Source organism: Blastococcus sp. TF02-09, from assembly GCF_003319105.1.
Taxonomy (GTDB): Bacteria; Actinomycetota; Actinomycetes; order Mycobacteriales; family Geodermatophilaceae; genus Blastococcus.
Window position 1 is genome coordinate 328636 of record NZ_QOHH01000002.1, and the last position, 14851, is coordinate 343486.

General features: G+C 75.5%; 14 protein-coding genes and 1 pseudogene. 2 read left to right on the forward strand and 13 right to left on the reverse strand.

Translation table 11 applies throughout. From position 1 onward, the window contains the following. Window position 1: 1 nt before the first annotated feature. From nuoE to DQ239_RS20540, 8 genes and pseudogenes are all read right to left on the reverse strand, one after another. Window positions 2-1051 (reverse strand): NADH-quinone oxidoreductase subunit NuoE, encoded by a 1050-nt coding sequence (gene nuoE / locus DQ239_RS04065; protein ID WP_113832997.1) that lies wholly within the window; start codon window positions 1049-1051, stop codon window positions 2-4. Continuing rightward, window positions 1051-2370 (reverse strand): NADH-quinone oxidoreductase subunit D, encoded by a 1320-nt coding sequence (locus DQ239_RS04070; protein WP_113832999.1) that lies wholly within the window; start codon window positions 2368-2370, stop codon window positions 1051-1053. The genes nuoE and DQ239_RS04070 overlap by 1 nt, the downstream gene beginning before the upstream one ends. Window positions 2371-2383: 13 nt before the next feature. After that, window positions 2384-3124 (reverse strand): NADH-quinone oxidoreductase subunit C, encoded by a 741-nt coding sequence (locus tag DQ239_RS04075; RefSeq protein WP_113833001.1) that lies wholly within the window; start codon window positions 3122-3124, stop codon window positions 2384-2386. 239 nt (window positions 3125-3363) lie between these two features. Further along, a pseudogene (locus tag DQ239_RS20820) lies at window positions 3364-3813 on the reverse strand (NADH-quinone oxidoreductase subunit B family protein); the annotation flags it as partial. 13 nt (window positions 3814-3826) lie between these two features. Beyond that, window positions 3827-4186, reverse strand: coding sequence for an NADH-quinone oxidoreductase subunit A (locus tag DQ239_RS04085; RefSeq protein WP_199582664.1), 360 nt, complete (start codon window positions 4184-4186; stop codon window positions 3827-3829). Window positions 4187-4285: 99 nt separating this feature from the next. Further along, on the reverse strand, window positions 4286-5557 hold the full coding sequence (locus DQ239_RS04090) for a geranylgeranyl reductase family protein (protein WP_199582604.1): 1272 nt from the start codon (window positions 5555-5557) through the stop codon (window positions 4286-4288). A gap of 110 nt (window positions 5558-5667) precedes the next feature. Beyond that, complete coding sequence (locus tag DQ239_RS04095; protein WP_113833007.1) at window positions 5668-6327, reverse strand: phosphoribosyltransferase family protein; 660 nt, start codon at window positions 6325-6327, stop codon at window positions 5668-5670. 2 nt (window positions 6328-6329) lie between these two features. After that, entirely contained in the window at window positions 6330-6473 is a 144-nt protein-coding gene (locus DQ239_RS20540) for a hypothetical protein (protein ID WP_199582607.1), read from the reverse strand. A gap of 62 nt (window positions 6474-6535) precedes the next feature. Between DQ239_RS20540 and DQ239_RS04100 the strand changes: the two genes are divergently transcribed. After that, window positions 6536-7252 (forward strand): VOC family protein, encoded by a 717-nt coding sequence (locus tag DQ239_RS04100; RefSeq protein ID WP_113833009.1) that lies wholly within the window; start codon window positions 6536-6538, stop codon window positions 7250-7252. 1 nt (window position 7253) lies between these two features. Here the strand turns inward: DQ239_RS04100 and DQ239_RS04105 are convergent, their stop codons facing one another. After that, window positions 7254-7976 (reverse strand): demethylmenaquinone methyltransferase, encoded by a 723-nt coding sequence (locus DQ239_RS04105; RefSeq protein ID WP_113833011.1) that lies wholly within the window; start codon window positions 7974-7976, stop codon window positions 7254-7256. Between the two features lie 35 nt (window positions 7977-8011). Here DQ239_RS04105 and DQ239_RS04110 point away from each other — a divergent pair, with 35 nt between their 5' ends. Further along, window positions 8012-9262 carry an isochorismate synthase gene (locus tag DQ239_RS04110; RefSeq protein ID WP_113833013.1) on the forward strand — a complete coding sequence of 417 codons (1251 nt, stop codon included), beginning with the start codon at window positions 8012-8014 and terminating at the stop codon, window positions 9260-9262. A 7-nt stretch (window positions 9263-9269) separates the two neighbouring features. Here the strand turns inward: DQ239_RS04110 and DQ239_RS04115 are convergent, their stop codons facing one another. The 4 genes from DQ239_RS04115 to DQ239_RS04130 form a co-directional block, all read right to left on the reverse strand. Beyond that, window positions 9270-10202 carry a discoidin domain-containing protein gene (locus DQ239_RS04115; protein WP_147251994.1) on the reverse strand — a complete coding sequence of 311 codons (933 nt, stop codon included), beginning with the start codon at window positions 10200-10202 and terminating at the stop codon, window positions 9270-9272. A gap of 39 nt (window positions 10203-10241) precedes the next feature. Then, window positions 10242-12008, reverse strand: coding sequence for a streptophobe family protein (locus tag DQ239_RS04120; RefSeq protein WP_113833018.1), 1767 nt, complete (start codon window positions 12006-12008; stop codon window positions 10242-10244). Window positions 12009-12111: 103 nt separating this feature from the next. After that, window positions 12112-13791 carry a 2-succinyl-5-enolpyruvyl-6-hydroxy-3-cyclohexene-1-carboxylic-acid synthase gene (gene menD / locus DQ239_RS04125; protein WP_113833309.1) on the reverse strand — a complete coding sequence of 560 codons (1680 nt, stop codon included), beginning with the start codon at window positions 13789-13791 and terminating at the stop codon, window positions 12112-12114. Further along, window positions 13788-14753 carry an o-succinylbenzoate synthase gene (locus DQ239_RS04130; RefSeq protein WP_113833020.1) on the reverse strand — a complete coding sequence of 322 codons (966 nt, stop codon included), beginning with the start codon at window positions 14751-14753 and terminating at the stop codon, window positions 13788-13790. The genes menD and DQ239_RS04130 overlap by 4 nt, the downstream gene beginning before the upstream one ends. Window positions 14754-14851: the final 98 nt, after the last annotated feature.

Sequence of the window (14851 nt, forward strand, 5' to 3'; positions counted from 1 at the left end):
GTCAGGCCTTCCCGGGACCCGGGCTGGCCGGGGGTGGGGTGGCGGGACCTTGTGAGCCAGCACCCAGCTCGGTGCCCGCAGGTGTGTCGGTGCCGGTGCCGGGTCGCTCGCGGGACCGGTCGCGGCCGTACTCGCTGCCGGCGTCCGGGTGGGTCTGCGCCGCACCGGCGCGCTCGGCGGGGTTGTCCGCGGCCGCGACGCGGGCGTCGCCGGCCTCCTTCTCCGGGGTCTCGCCGGTTCTGCCCGAGGGGCGCACCGTCTCCCGTGGCTCCCCGTCGTCCTCCGACGCCGACGGCGTGCCGGCGGGCATCGGCGGGGCGGACTCGCCGCGCTCGACGGACAGCCGGAGGCCGGCCAGCGTCGGCTCCAGGGCGCCCGGCGCGTCGACGGCGTCGCGGGCTGCCGCGGCGTCGCCGTACTGCGAGAAACCGGCCAGCTGGCGGGAGATCCCCCGGAAGTCGGTGAGCGGTGCGCCGCGGGTGGGCAGCGGCTTCTCCCCGCGGCGCAGCGCCGCGACCAGGGCCCGCGCGCTGTCGACGTCCTGCTGGTCGTAGAACTCGTAGTCGACGGTGACCACCGGCGCGTAGTCGCAGGCGGCGAGGCACTCGGCGTGCTCGAGGGTGATCGAGCCGTCGGCGGCGGTCTCGTCGTGGTGCACCCCGAGGTCGGCCGAGAGCGCGTCCATGATCCGCTGGCCGCCCAGCACGCTGCACAGCGTGTTGGTGCAGACGCTCACGATGTGCCGGCCGGTGGGGCGGCGCTTGTACATCGTGTAGAACGTCGCGACCGCGCCGACCTCGGCCTTGGTCAGGCCCAGCTCCTCGGCGCAGAGCGCGACGCCCTCGGGCGACACGTAGCCCTGGTAGCTCTGCACCAGGTGCAGCATCGGCAGCAGCGCCGACCGGGCTCTCGGGTAGCGGGCGATGATCTCCCGCGCCTCGAGCCGGGTCTGCTCGGTCAGCGGCGGCAGGTCGGCCGGGGCCGGCTGCACGGGCGAGGAGTCCAGACCGGTGACGGCGGTCCCCTCGGCGGATCCGGGAAGTGCACTCATCAGCGGTCCACGCCTCCCATCACGGGGTCGAGCGAGGCGATCGCGGCGATGACGTCGGCGATCATGCCGCCCTCGCTCATCGCCGCCGTGGCCTGCAGGTTCACGAAGCTGGGGTCGCGCACGTGGACCCGCCACGGGCGGGTGCTGCCGTCGCTCACCACGTGGTAGCCCAGCTCGCCGCGGGGCGACTCGATCGGCACGTACACCTGGCCCGCCGGCACCCGGAAGCCCTCGGTGACCAGCTTGAAGTGGTGGATCAGGGCCTCCATCGACTGCCCCATGATGTGGGCGACGTGCTGGGCGGAGTTGCCCATGCCGTCGGGCCCGAGGCTCAGCTGCGCGGGCCAGGCGATCTTCCTGTCCTCGACCATGACCGGCCCCGGCTCCAGCCGGTCCAGCGCCTGCGCGACGATCTTGAGCGACTCGTTGACCTCGGCCATCCGGACCAGGTAGCGGCCCCACGCGTCGCTGGTGTCGGCGGTCGGCACCTCGAAGTCGTAGGTCTCGTAGCCCAGGTAGGGCTCCACCTTGCGCAGGTCCCAGGGCAGGCCCGCGGCGCGCAGCACCGGCCCGGTGACGCCGAGCGCGACGCAGCCGGTGACGTCGAGGTAGCCGGCGTCCTTGAGCCGGTTCTGCCAGATGGGCTGGCCGGTGAGCAGCCGGTGGAAGTCGGCCACCCGCTTCGGGAAGATCCGCAGGAACTCGCGGATGCTGTCGACCGCCCCCTCGGGCAGGTCCTGCGCCAGGCCGCCGGGACGGACGTAGGCGTGGTTCATCCGCAGGCCGGTGATCTCCTCGAGCAAGTCGAGGACCATCTCCCGCTCGCGGAAGCCGTTGGTCATGCCCGTGAGGGCGCCCATCTCCATGCCGAAGGTCGCCAGGGCCACCAGGTGCGAGGCGATCCGGTTGAGCTCCATGACCAGCACGCGGATGGTCTGCGCCCGCTGCGGCGCCTCGATGCCCAGTAGCTTCTCGACGGCCAGGCAGTAGCCGGTCTCGTTGAACAGCGGCGACAGGTAGTCCATCCGCGTCACGAACGTCGTGCCCTGCACCCAGTTGCGGTACTCGGTGTTCTTCTCGATGCCGGTGTGCAGGTAGCCGATGACTACGCGGGCCTTGGTGACCGTCTCCCCCTCGAGGTCGAGGACCAGGCGCAGGACGCCATGGGTCGAGGGGTGCTGCGGCCCCATGTTGACCACGAGGCGGTCCTGGTCCTGGGCGTCGGCGAAGGTGAGGTCCCAGTCGCCGCCGGTCACGGTGTAGACGCGGCCCTCGGTGGTCTCCCGCGAGCCGGCGTACGGGTCGTAGGTGGTGCTCATCGGTGGGCGCCCCTCACCTGTAGGCCCGGCGGGTGTCCGGGGGCGGGATGGTCGCGCCGTGGTACTCGACCGGGACGCCGCCGAGCGGGTAGTCCTTGCGCTGCGGGTGCCCGTCCCAGTCGTCGGGCATGAGGATCCGGGTGAGCGCCGGGTGGCCGTCGAAGACGATGCCGAACATGTCGAAGGTCTCCCGCTCGTGCCAGTCCGCCGTCGGGTAGATGCCGGTGACCGACGGGACGTGCGGGTCCTCGGCGGTGACGGCCACCTCGAGCCGGATCCGCCGCCGGTAGGTCATCGACGTCAGGTGCAGCACGACGTGCAGCCGGGGCCGGTGCGGCGCCACGGCCGGGCCGCCGCTGTCGAGGTAGTCGACGCCGGAGACGCTGCTGCACAGCTCGAAGCGCAGCGCCTCGTCGTCACGCAGCGCGTGCGCCAGCGTGAGCAGGTGCTTGCGGGCCACGAAGTAGGTGATCTCGCCCCGGTCGACCAGCACGCGCTGCACGGCGGCGTCGTAGGTGGACTGCCCGACGGCGTCGATCAGCGCGTCGGTGACCTCGTCGAACCAGCCGCCGTAGGGGCGCTCGGTGGAGTGCAGCGCCACCGCGCCACCCGGCTCCACCCGCACCAGCCCGCCGAAGCCGGAGGTGTCGCCGCTGCCGCTGACCCCGAACGCGCCCTTCCGGAAGCCGCCCGACGGCGCCGTGGCCTCGTCGTGGCCCGCCTCGTCGCGCTCCAGGTCTCCCGGCCCCGTCATCGCCAGGCCTTCCCCATGCCGCTGGGCCGCTCCTCGGGCAGCAGCACCGCGTTGCCGTTGCGCCGCTCGATGGCGAACTGCCCGGCGCGCCCCTCGGCGGCGGCCGCCTCGTAGGCCCGCCGCGCCTCCTTGTCCACGCGCACGGTCGAGGGCATCTCGACGAGCAGGTCCGGCGCGGTGCCCTCGGCCCGCTCGCGCTCCAGCTCACGGGCCCGCTTGGCCCCCAGCGGCTCGTTCATGATCTTGTGGTGCAGCTTGAGGATCGCGTCGGTGAGCATCTCCGGCCGCGGCGGGCAGCCGGGCAGGTACATGTCCACCGGGACGATGTGGTCCACGCCCTGGACGACGGCGTAGTTGTTGAACATCCCGCCCGAGCTCGCGCAGACGCCCATCGCGAGCACCCACCGCGGCTCGGGCATCTGGTCGTAGATCTGCCGCAGGACCGGCGCCATCTTCTGGCTCACCCGGCCGGCGACGATCATCAGGTCGGCCTGGCGGGGCGAGGCCCGGAAGACCTCCATGCCGAACCGGGCCAGGTCGTAGCGGCCCGCACCGGTCGCCATCATCTCGATCGCGCAGCACGCCAGCCCGAACGTGGCCGGCCACAGCGAGGACTTGCGCGTCCAGTTGACCAGCTTCTCCACGCTGGTCAGCAGCACGCCGCTGGGCAGCTTCTCCTCGAGACCCACCGTCAGCCCTCCCTCAGTCCCACTCGAGCCCGCCGCGGCGCCACACGTAGGCGTAGGCGATGAAGACCGTGGCGATGAAGACGACCATCTCGACCAGGCCGAAGACGCCCAGCGCCTCGTTGTGCACGGCCCATGGGTAGAGGAAGACGATCTCGATGTCGAAGATGATGAACAACATCGCGGTCAGGTAGTACTTCACCGGGAACCGGCCGCCGGTCAGCGGCTGGTCGACCGGCTCGATCCCGCACTCGTAGGCGTCGAGCTTGGCGCGGTTGAACCGGCGCGGCCCCACGTAGGGCGCCGCGGCGACCGAGAACAGCGCGAACGCGGCGGCCAGCGCGAACAGCCCCAGGATCGGCACGTAGGTCGACAGCATCAGCGCCACCCTAGAGTGAGGACGGTCACGTTCCGTGCCCATCCGGAACGGGTCGTCGCCGTGTCGACCGCGGCGCGCAGCACGTCGTCGCCCACGTCAGACCGCCGGGGCCAGGCGGGTGAGGACGGCGACGGCGCGGTCGACGGCGTCGCCGTCCCGACCGTCGGTCAGGTTGCCCATGAGGCGCAGCGCGGCGGCGACCAGTGCGGGCCGGGTGAGCCCGTGGGCGGTCGTGAACCGGACCACCTCGGGACGGGCGAGCAGGGCCAGGAACCCCATGCCCAGCCGGTGGTGGCGGCCGTAGGCGGCCCGCAGCCGCTCCGGGTAGCGACGGAGCACCGACTCCCGGACCGGTCCCTCCGGCCGGGACAGCGCGTCGGCGGCGGTCTCCCCCGCCATCAGCCCGGTCTCCAGCGCGTAGCTGATGCCCTCGCCGTTGACCGGGTTCACCGTGCCGGCGGCGTCACCGGCCAGCAGCAGGCCGCGGGTGTAGGCCGGCCCCCGGTGGAGCGCCATGGGCAGACCCGCCCCACGCAGCGGCGTGACGGCGTCCTCCTCGCCCAGACCCTCCTCGGCCGGGAAGGTGTCCAGCCAGGTGCGCAGCACGGCCCGGTGGTCGGCGCCGGTGCCGCGTCGCGTGTCGAGCAGCCCGTAGCCCACGTTCGCGGTGCCGTCGCCCATCCCGAAGATCCAGCCGTAGCCGGGCATCGAGTCGCGCGAGGGGCCGGTCGCGGTCAGGTCGAAGGAGATGTCGAGGTAGTCGTCGGCGGCCCGGCGCGAGCGGACGTAGCGGCGGACGGCGACACCGAGCGGCCGGTCCTCGCGGCGGACCAGGCCCACCGCCTTGGCGAGCCGGCCGGAGAGCCCCTCGGCGGAGACGACGAGGGGCGCCCGCCACACCTGCGGCTCCCGGTCGGGCCCGGCCTGGGCGTGGACGCCGGCCACCCGTCCGGCGTCGTCGAGCAGCGGCTCGGTGACGGTGACCCCGGTGTGCACCCGGGCGCCGGCGGTCTGCGCGTGGGCGGCCAGGCGGGCGTCGAGCTCGCTGCGCCGCAGGACCAGGGAGTGATCGGGCCACGTCTCCAGGCGGGGCCAGTCCACCTCGGTGACCACGCCGCCGCCGTGCACCCGGAGGCCCTTGTGCCGCACCCAGCCGGCCCGCGGGGAGGTGTCGATGCCGAGGTCCTGCAGCGCCTTCACGCCGCGGGGGGTGAGCCCGTCACCGCAGACCTTCTCGCGCGGGAAGTCCGCCTTCTCCAGCACGACGACCTCTCGGCCGGCCTGCCGCAAGCGCCATGCCGCGGCGGACCCGGCCGGGCCGGCGCCGACGACGATGACGTCGGCGCTCCGGTCGGTCGTCCCTGGCACTGCGTCCACTCCCTCGTCCCGACTTTGTGAATTGATTCACAAAGTGGCTCGGTCCCCACTCTAGGCCGAGGTGTGACCAACACGACAGCGTCCCCTGCAATCGGGATGCATCAGTGATCCGCGGCGGCGTCCCGGAGGGCGCGGCGGACCTCGTCGTCGGAGGTCTGGGCGAAGTCCCGGTAGGCGCCGCCGACCGCACGCAACGACGACGGCGTCAGCAGGCAGACCACCTGGTCGGCGAGGGCCTCGAGCTCGCGGACCACGGTGAGTGAGCCGACCGGAACCGCCACGACGGTCCGCGCGGGACGTCGTCCGGCCAGCACCCGCAGCGCGGCACGCACGGTGGCCCCCGTCGCCAGGCCGTCGTCGACGAGGACGACGGTGCGGCCGGCTACGTCGACGGCCGGCCGGGCACCCCGGTAGGCGGCCTGGCGGCGGCGCAGCTCGGCCAGCTCGCGGTCGCGCACCCCCGCGAACGTGGCCTCGTCGATCCCGGCGGCCGCCAGGACCTCCGCGGAGCGCACGGTCTCGACCGCGTCGCCGATCGCGGCCACCGCGCCCATCGCGAGCTCCGGCTGCCGGGGCAGGCCCAGCTTGCGCACCAGCAGCACGTCCAGCCGGGCGCCGAGCGCGGCGGCCACCTCCGCGGCGACCACCGCACCGCCACGGGGCAGGCCGAGGACGATGACGTCGCCGGTCAGCGTCCCGGCCAGCCGGGCACCCAGCGCCCGCCCCGCGTCGCGGCGGTCGGCGAAGGCTGCCCGGCGCACGGTCAGACCGGCTGCGGCCCCGTGGGCGGCGGCGCGACCGGGTCGCCCGGATCGGGCACCGGGTAGGGGGCCGGCTCGGGCGGGGCGATCGGGTCGGTCGGCGACGGGGACGGCGACGGAGGCTGCGGGGACGGCGGGCTCGTCATGGACCGACGCTAGGCCGGAAAGTGCCTTGCGCGGGCCTCTCCGGCCACGGAATCTGACGCCCATGTCGTGCTCCCTCGTCGCGCTCACGGTCGACGCGCAGGACCCCGCCCGCCTCGCCCGCTTCTGGGGCGGGCTGCTGGGCTGGGAGATCACCGACGACCCCCGCGGCGGTATCGCGCTGCTGCCGGACGACGACACCGGGTTCGTGTTCCGCTTCGCCCCGACCGACGAGCCGAAGTCCGTGCCGAACCAGATGCACCCTGATCTGACGAGCTCCTCGCCGGAGGACCAGCGGCGCATGGTGGCGCGGGCGCTGGAGCTGGGTGGCCGGCACATCGACGTCGGCCAGCGGCCCGAGGAGGGCCACGTGGTGCTCGCGGATCCGGAGGGCAACGAGTTCTGCGTGATCGAGGCGGGCAACTCCTTCCTCGCCGACTGCGGCTTCGTGGGCGCGCTGGCCTCCGACGGCACCCAGGAGGTCGGGTACTTCTGGAGCCGGGCCCTGGACTGGCCGCTGGTGTGGGACCAGGACCAGGAGACCGCCATCCGCTCGCCGCACGGCGGACCGAAGATCACCTGGGGCGGCCCGCCGGTGCGGCAGAAGGCACCGAAGAACCGGCTGCACCTCGACCTCGCAGCCGACGGCGACCAGCAGGCGGAGGTGGACCGGCTGCTGGCCCTGGGCGCGACGCGGGTCGACGTCGGCCAGGGCGACGTCCCGTGGGTGGTGCTGGCCGATCCGGACGGGAACGAGTTCTGCGTGCTGGAGCGCGCCTGACTCAGGCGGGACGGCGGGCCCGGTGCAGGGCGACGATGCCGCCGGTGAGGTTCTGCCACGCCACGTCGGCCCAGCCGGCCTGCTGCAGCCGCCCGGCGAGGTCCGGCTGACCGGGCCAGGCCCGGATGGACTCGGCCAGGTAGACGTAGGCCTCGGGGTTGCTGCTGACCGCCCGGGCGATGCGCGGCAGCGCCCGCATCAGGTACTCGAGGTACACGGTGCGGAACGGCGCCCACGTCGGCCGCGAGAACTCGCAGACCACGAGCGTGCCGCCGGGCTTGGTCACCCGGGAGAACTCGCGGAGGGCGGCGTCGGGGTCGGCCACGTTGCGCAGGCCGAAGGAGATGACGACGCCGTCGACGCTCGCGTCGGCCAGCGGCAGCGCCATGGCGTCGCCGGCCACCTTGGGCACCGCGCGGGCGGCACCGGCGCGCAGCATGCCCTGCGAGAAGTCGCAGGCGATGGCGCGCACCCCGCCCGAGGCCAGCTCCACGGTGGAGACGGCCGTGCCGGCGGCGACGTCGAGCACCGTCTGCCCCGGCCGGGCGCCGAGCGCCTGCCTCGTCGCCCTCCGCCAGGAGGCGTCCAGACCGCCCGAGAGCACCGTGTTGGTGACGTCGTAGCGCTGCGCGACCCGGTCGAACATGGCCGCGACCTCGGCCGGTCGCTTGTCCAGATCGGCCCGCAGTCCGGCGGTGTGCTGGGTGTCTCGCCGGTCGGCCACGGCGACGACGCTACAAGGCCTCCTAGGCTGGGGGCGTGGCCGCGCCCGCTCTGACCTCTCCGGCAGCGGCTGCGCGCACCGTCACGACCGTCCGCACCGACGACGCCGGCGAGCTGCTCGACCTCCTGCCGGGGGGTCCCGGGCTGTCCTGGGTCCGCCGCGGGGAGGGGCTGGTCGGCTGGGGCGAGGCCGCCCGCCTGGAGGTCACCGGCCCCACCGCGCTGGCCGACGCCGCCGCCTGGTGGGAGCGGTACACCGCCGGGCTCGACGTCGCCGACGACCTCGGCATCCCCGGCTCCGGCCCGGTGCTGTTCGGCAGCATCGCCTTCGACCCGGTGGCCGGGACGTCGGTGTTCGTCGTCCCCGAGGTGGTGGTCGGCCGGCGGGACGGCGTCGGCTGGATCACCACGGTCGGCGACGGCGTCCCTCCCGAGGCGGGCGGCTCCCCCGCTCCGGCCGACGGCCCCGCGCCCCGGCTGCGCTACGCCGACGGCGCCCTCGACCCGGCCACCTGGTGCGCCGCCGTCGCCACCGCCGTCGCCCGGATCGACGCCGGTGAGCTGGACAAGGTGGTGCTCGCCCGCGACCTGCTGGTCTCCGCCGAGCCGGCGCTCGACCCGCGGCAGCTGCTGCGCCGGCTGGCCGCGCGGTTCCCGGACTGCTGGACCTTCGCCGTCGACGGGCTGCTGGGCGCCACCCCGGAACTGCTGCTGCGGCGCACCGGGCGGCAGCTGTCCTCCCGCGTCCTGGCCGGGACGGCGGCGCGCGGCGCCGGAGCCGAGGACGACCGTTTGGCCGCCGCGCTGCTCGACTCGGCCAAGGACCGCGCGGAGCACGCCTGGGCCGTCGACTCCCTGGTCGACGCGCTCGCGCCCTACTGCAGCCAGCTCACCGCGCCCGAGGAGCCCGCGCTGCTCACGCTGGCCAACGTGCGGCACCTGGCCTCCGACGTGACCGGCACCCAGCGCGGCTCGGCCGGACTGCTGGAGCTGGTCGGCGCGGTGCATCCGACCGCGGCGGTGTGCGGGGCGCCCACGCCCGCTGCCGCCGCGCTGATCGGGGAGCTGGAGGGCATGGACCGCGGCCGCTACGCGGGACCGGTCGGCTGGCTCGACGCCCGGGGCGACGGCGAGTTCGGCCTCGCGCTGCGGTGCGCCGAGCTCACTGCCGACGGCGGGGCGCGGCTGTTCGCCGGCTGCGGCATCGTGGCCGGCTCCGAGCCCGCCGCGGAGCTGGCCGAGACCCAGGCGAAGTTCGCCGCCTTCCAGGACGCGCTCGAGGGCTGAGGAGCCGTCAGCCGGACCCGGCGAACGCGACGTCGCTGATCGTCGTGAAGTCCCGGATCGCGCCGTCGTTGCCGGTGCCGGCGATCTCCAGCACGACCCGCGTCGTCGTCACCGGCTGGTCTAGCGGCGCCTCCGCCAGGTCCCGGCTCGGCGCGGCGACGTCCTGCCGGTGGACCGCACCGGTGTCGAAGCCCCACGCGACCGCGGTGACCGTGCGGTTCTCGCCGAAGCGGTCGGTGCCGTCGACCGGGTCGGTCTTGGCGTAGCCCGGGACGAGCGCGACCGAGGAGACGACGACCGGCCGGCCGAAGTCGAAGACCAGGCGCTGACCGACGGCGGAGCCCGCGCAGCGCCAGGCTGTGCCGCCGACCCCGTCCAGGGTGTTCGCCGGGTCGAAGGTGACCGGCGCACCGGCGGCGTCCACGGCCGGCGGGGCCGAGCAGGAGGCGGTGACCGACACGGGCAGGAGCGGTCCGGCGACGGGCGGGGCGGCCGTGGCGGTCGCCGTGGAGGAGCCCGCGGTCGACGAGGGGTCGACTGCCGCGGCGGCGTCGACGGTGCCCGGGACGGCCTGCGCCGCCGCCGGGTCGTCGTCGGCCAGCAGCAGACGGTCGCCGACCAGGTAGCCGCCACCGACGACGAGCAGGCCGGCGCAGGCGAGCGTCGCCACCCGCAGCGGTCGGCCGGGGTCGCGGGCGGGGCGCGCGTGCCGCGGCCCGGCCTCCTGGACCGCGGGCGCGACCTCGGCCAGCGGCGTGACCGGGGCGGACGGCGTGGCCTGGGCGGACGGCCACGCCACCGACGGGACGGGGTAGGAGAAGGCCGGCTCCGCGGCCGTGCCCCGCCCGGACGACGAGGTCGGCTGCAGGTTCGCCCCGCACGTGATGCAGAAGCGCTGCGCGCCGCCGGCCTGCACCCCGCAGGCACCGCAGTACCTCACGCCGCGCCGCCGTCCTCGTCGCGACTCATCGGGGAACTCCTACTGGCCGGGCGGCGGAACGGGCGGGAGCGGCTGCTGCTGCGGGTAGGGCGGCTGCTCGTGCGGCGGCTGCGCGTAGGGCTGCGGCTCGTAGGGCTGGGGCTGGTAGGCCTGCTGCTCGTAGGGCGGCGGAGGCGGAGGCGGCTGCCCGTACGCGTACGGGTGCGGCTGGGGCGGCTGCGCGAACTGCTGCGTGGGCTGCTGACCGCCCGGCTGCTGCCAGCCCTGGGCGGCGCCCGTGGCCGGAGCGACGGGACGGGGCGCCGCGACGCCGAAGCGGCCGCGGAGCCGGGTGACCAGCGAACTGGAGATCCGCGTCGCGATCACCGGGCCGAGCAGGCCGGCGACGAGACCCCACAGCCCCAGGGCGACCGCGGCGATGACCGGGTTGAACGTCGCCGAGGCGCTTCCGGAGGCACCGAAGGACGCGACCCCGCCGGAGAACTCGGACGAGATGCGCAGCAGCAGCGCCGCGGCGAACGCCACGACCGCCAGCGCGCCGGCGAAGCGGAACGCCTCGCGGCGGGCCTCGGCGACGGAGTTCTGGCGGACGGTGAGCACCGTCGCCACCACCAGCAGGACGAGCAGCAGGACGACCGGCGCCAGCCAGACCCACGCGCTTTCCTCGGTGAAGGTGAAGAGATCGACGCTGTCCGCGGTGGCACCGAGGTCGATGCCGAGGCCGCCGAGCCCGGTGTCGGTACCCAGCGGGACACCCGCCGACCACAGGACGCTGGCCAGCGCGCCGTTGCCGGCGCCGAGCACCAGGACGCCGAGCTGCGCGACGCGCTCGTCGTTCTGGACGAGGCTGCAGACGAGGAAGGCCACCACGCCGAGCAGCCCGGCGGCGAGGACCGCCAGCGCGCCGAGCAGCGGGGCCACCGCCTGGGCGCGGACGGCGGCGAGGCGCGCCGGCAGCCCGCCGCGGGTCTGCCGGGAGAACAGCCACACCAGGCCGGTCGTGGCGACGGCGAACAGCACCGCGCCGATCAGCGTCGACCAGACCGACACCCCGACCCTGTCGATGGGGGCGAACTCCGCGTCGACCTCGTCGATGCGGTAGCGGGTCAGCAGGGCCAGCGGGAGGAACAGCACCGCGAACACCAGCGTCGTGCGCGCGCCCTGGAGCAGCAGGTCGCGGCCGCCGTGCACCCCGCGGGCGCGCAGCGAGCGGAGGAAGAGCCACGCCAGCAGGCCCAGGCCGGTGAAGGTCAGCGTGAGGGGCAGCAGACCGACGCTGCCGGAGCCGCTGACGACGCCGTCGAAGAACGGCTCGCCACCGCTGTCGAAGAACTCGTCGTCGCCGAGGATGTCGGCGGAGCTCTCGACGAAGACGTCGCCACCCACGGCGGTGCACACCGCACCCGCGGTGAGGGCGACGACCTCGCGGACGCCGAGCTCGCCCGCGGCCAACAGCAGGACACCCACCAGCGCGAGCGCCAGCATGGCCAGCACGGAGAACCCGGCGGCCTTGAGCGCGCCCCGCCAGTCACCGCCGAGCAGGGCGTCGATCGCACCGCGCGCCGCAGGACCGCCCTGCGGCGTCGCCGACCCCCACGGGGCACCGCCCTGGCCGGGGGCCCCGTACGGGCCGCCGGCCGGCGGCCCGCCGTAGGAGGCGCCGTGCTGGACGGAGGTGGCGCCGTGCGCCTGCGGATGGGGCGCGGCCGGGGCCTGCACCGGCGCCACCGGGCTGCCGCACGAGCCGCAGAAGGCGGTGTCGGGTCCCACCGGAGCCCCGCAGGCGCCGCAGATGCGGTCCGTCATGTGTGCTCTCCCCAGAAGTGACGGCGCGCGCCGTGCTCGCGGGTCACCCTAGGGGTCCGCGCCGTCCGGGCGAGACCTCCCTGTGGACGGCGGCGCGGCGCCGTCAGCCGTGCAGGGCAGCCGCAGCGGCGGCACGGAGGTCGCGCGCGAGAGCGGCCTCCGCGCGCTGGTCGGTGCGGACGACGACCACGTGCGGTCCGCCCAGCCCCAGAGCGGCCGGCAGCTCGTCCGCCGTCGACACCCGCGTCGCGGCCCAGCCGAGCGACTCCGCCACGGCGACCAGATCGCGGCCGTGCGGCGTGCCGAACACCCGGCGGTAGCCCTCCGCGTAACGGTCCTCACCGGGCTCGAGCTGGGCGAAGATGCCGCCGCCGTCGTTGTCCGGCACCACGACGGTCAGATCGGGGACGCGCTCGCCCTCGCCGGTCAGCAGCCCGGTGAGGTCGTGCAGGAAGGTGAGGTCGCCCATCAGCGCGAACGCGGGACCGCCGTGCACGAGCGCCGCGCCGACGGCGGTGGAGATCGTGCCGTCGATGCCGGCGACCCCGCGGTTGGCCAGCACGGTCAGGTCCGCCCGCGGCACGGCGAGCCGATCGACGTCGCGCACCGGCGTCGACGACCCGAGCACCAGCAGCGCGCCGGCCGGCAGCGCGGCGACGACGTCGCGGGCCAGTCGGGCGGCGGTGAGCTCCGGCGCGGCGTCGAGCACCGCGTCGACGGTGGCCCCGGCCCGGTCGGCGGCCGCCCGCCACGAGGCGGTCCAGTCCTCGTCGGACCCGTCACCCTCGGAGCCCGCGAGGATGCGGGTCACGCGGGTGCTGCTCCGCACCGCGTCGGCCCAGCGCGGGACCGCGCTGACGGTCTCGACCGTGATCCCCGGATCGGCGAGCAGCGCGTTCACCGGCCGGGACAGCGTCGGCCGACCCACGACGACGACGTGGTCCGGGCGGTGCGCGGCCAGCCAGTCGGGAGCGCCCAGCAGGAGCACGCCGCCGCGGAGGCTGCCCGCCCAGGCGGCGCTGCTGGGCTCGGACACGACCGGCCATCGGGAGGAGCCGTCGAGTGCGGGCGCCGCGTGCGCGGGACCGTCGCCGCCGATCACCAGCGTGCGCGGGGGCAGCCGGTGAGCGGTGGCGGCGAATCCGGGCGGGGGCTGGGCCGCGGTCCACGCAGCGCCGTCGGGGCGGCCGGCCCACGGTCCGTCCAGGGCGCCGCCGTCGTCGTCCCCCGGCATGAGCGGGTCGCGCAGGGCGAGGTTGAGGTGCACCGGGCCGGGGTCGGCCGACAGCGCCCCGGTGGCGGTGATCAGCGCCCTGGCGACGACGGAGCGCCAGTAGCGGTTCTGCGCCGCCTCGCGTCCCTCCTCGGGCACGCCGACGTCGGCCGCCCACCGCACGGCACCCCCGAAGAGCTGCGCCTGCTCGATGGTCTGGTTGGCGCCGGTCGAGCGCAGCTCCGGTGGCCGGTCGGCGGTGAGCGCCAGCAGCGGCACCCCGCTGGCGTCGGCTTCCAGCACCGCCGCGTGCAGGTGCGCCGCCGCCGTTCCCGAGGTCGTGAGCACCGGCACCGGCCGGCCTGACGCCTTGGCCAGGCCCAGCGCCAGGAACGACGCCGTCCGCTCGTCGATGCGCACGTGCAGCCGCACCCGGCCGGAGCGCTCCCCGGCGGCCAGCGCCAGGGCCAGCGGCGCCGAGCGGGAGCCGGGGGCGAGCACCGCATCGGTGACGCCCCCGCGCAGCAGCTCGTCGACCACGACCCGGGCGAAGGCGGTCGAGGGGTTCATGCGGTGATCACCGCGGTCATCCGCGCGGCCCACCGCTGCTCGGTCTCCGCGTCGGCGGCCACCGCGGCCTGCCGGTCGGGCTCGGGCCGGGCGACGGGCAGGGCGCCGTCGACCGGGAGCAGCGGCGTGCTCGACACGTCCTCGGTGAACATCGCCACGGTGGCCAGGCCGCAGGCGAACGGCAGGTCCGGGAGGGCGGCGGCCAGCGCCACCCCGGCGGCGATGCCGACCGAGCTCTCCAGCGCCGACGAGACGACGCAGGGCAGGCCGTGCGCCTCGGCGACGCGCAGGGCGGCCCGCACCCCGCCCAGCGGCTGCACCTTGAGGACGACGACGTCCCCGGCCTCGCGCAGGTCGACCGCCAGCGGGTCGGCCGAGCGCCGCACCCCCTCGTCGACGGCCACCCGGACGTCGATGCGGCGGCGCAGCGCGGCCAGCTCCTCCAGCGTGGCGCACGGCTGCTCGACGTACTCCAGGCCGACGGCGGCGTCGAGCGCCCGGATGCGGGTGACGGCGGTGTCCACGTCCCAGGCCGCGTTCGCGTCGACCCTCACCGCGCCCGACGGGCCGAGGGCGTCGCGCACGGCCTCCACGCGGGCGAGGTCGTCGGCCTCGGTCTGCCCCGGCTCGGCAATCTTGACCTTGGCCGTGCGGCACCCGGACGCGGCGACGATGGCGTGCGCCCGCTCGGCGTCCACCGCGGGCACCGTGACGTTCACCGGGACCGAGTCGCGCACCGGGGCGGGCCAGCCGACGGTGGCGGCCTCCACGGCGGCGGCCCACCAGCGCCGGCTCTCCGCGACGTCGTAGTCCCAGAACGGGGAGAACTCGCCCCAGCCGGCCGGGCCGCGCAACAGCACGCCGTCGCGCACGTCGATGCCGCGGAACCGGTTGCGCAGCCGGACCGAGTAGACCCACGCGTCCGTCGACGGCCCACCGCCCGTCGCGGAGTTCGAGCTCATGGCCGACACAGTAGGAGGACCCCGCTGCCCCCCACCGCTCGCCCGCTCGCGGCGGGAGCCTGCACCGGGGCTGGACACGCCCTCTCCCGTCGGGTCCT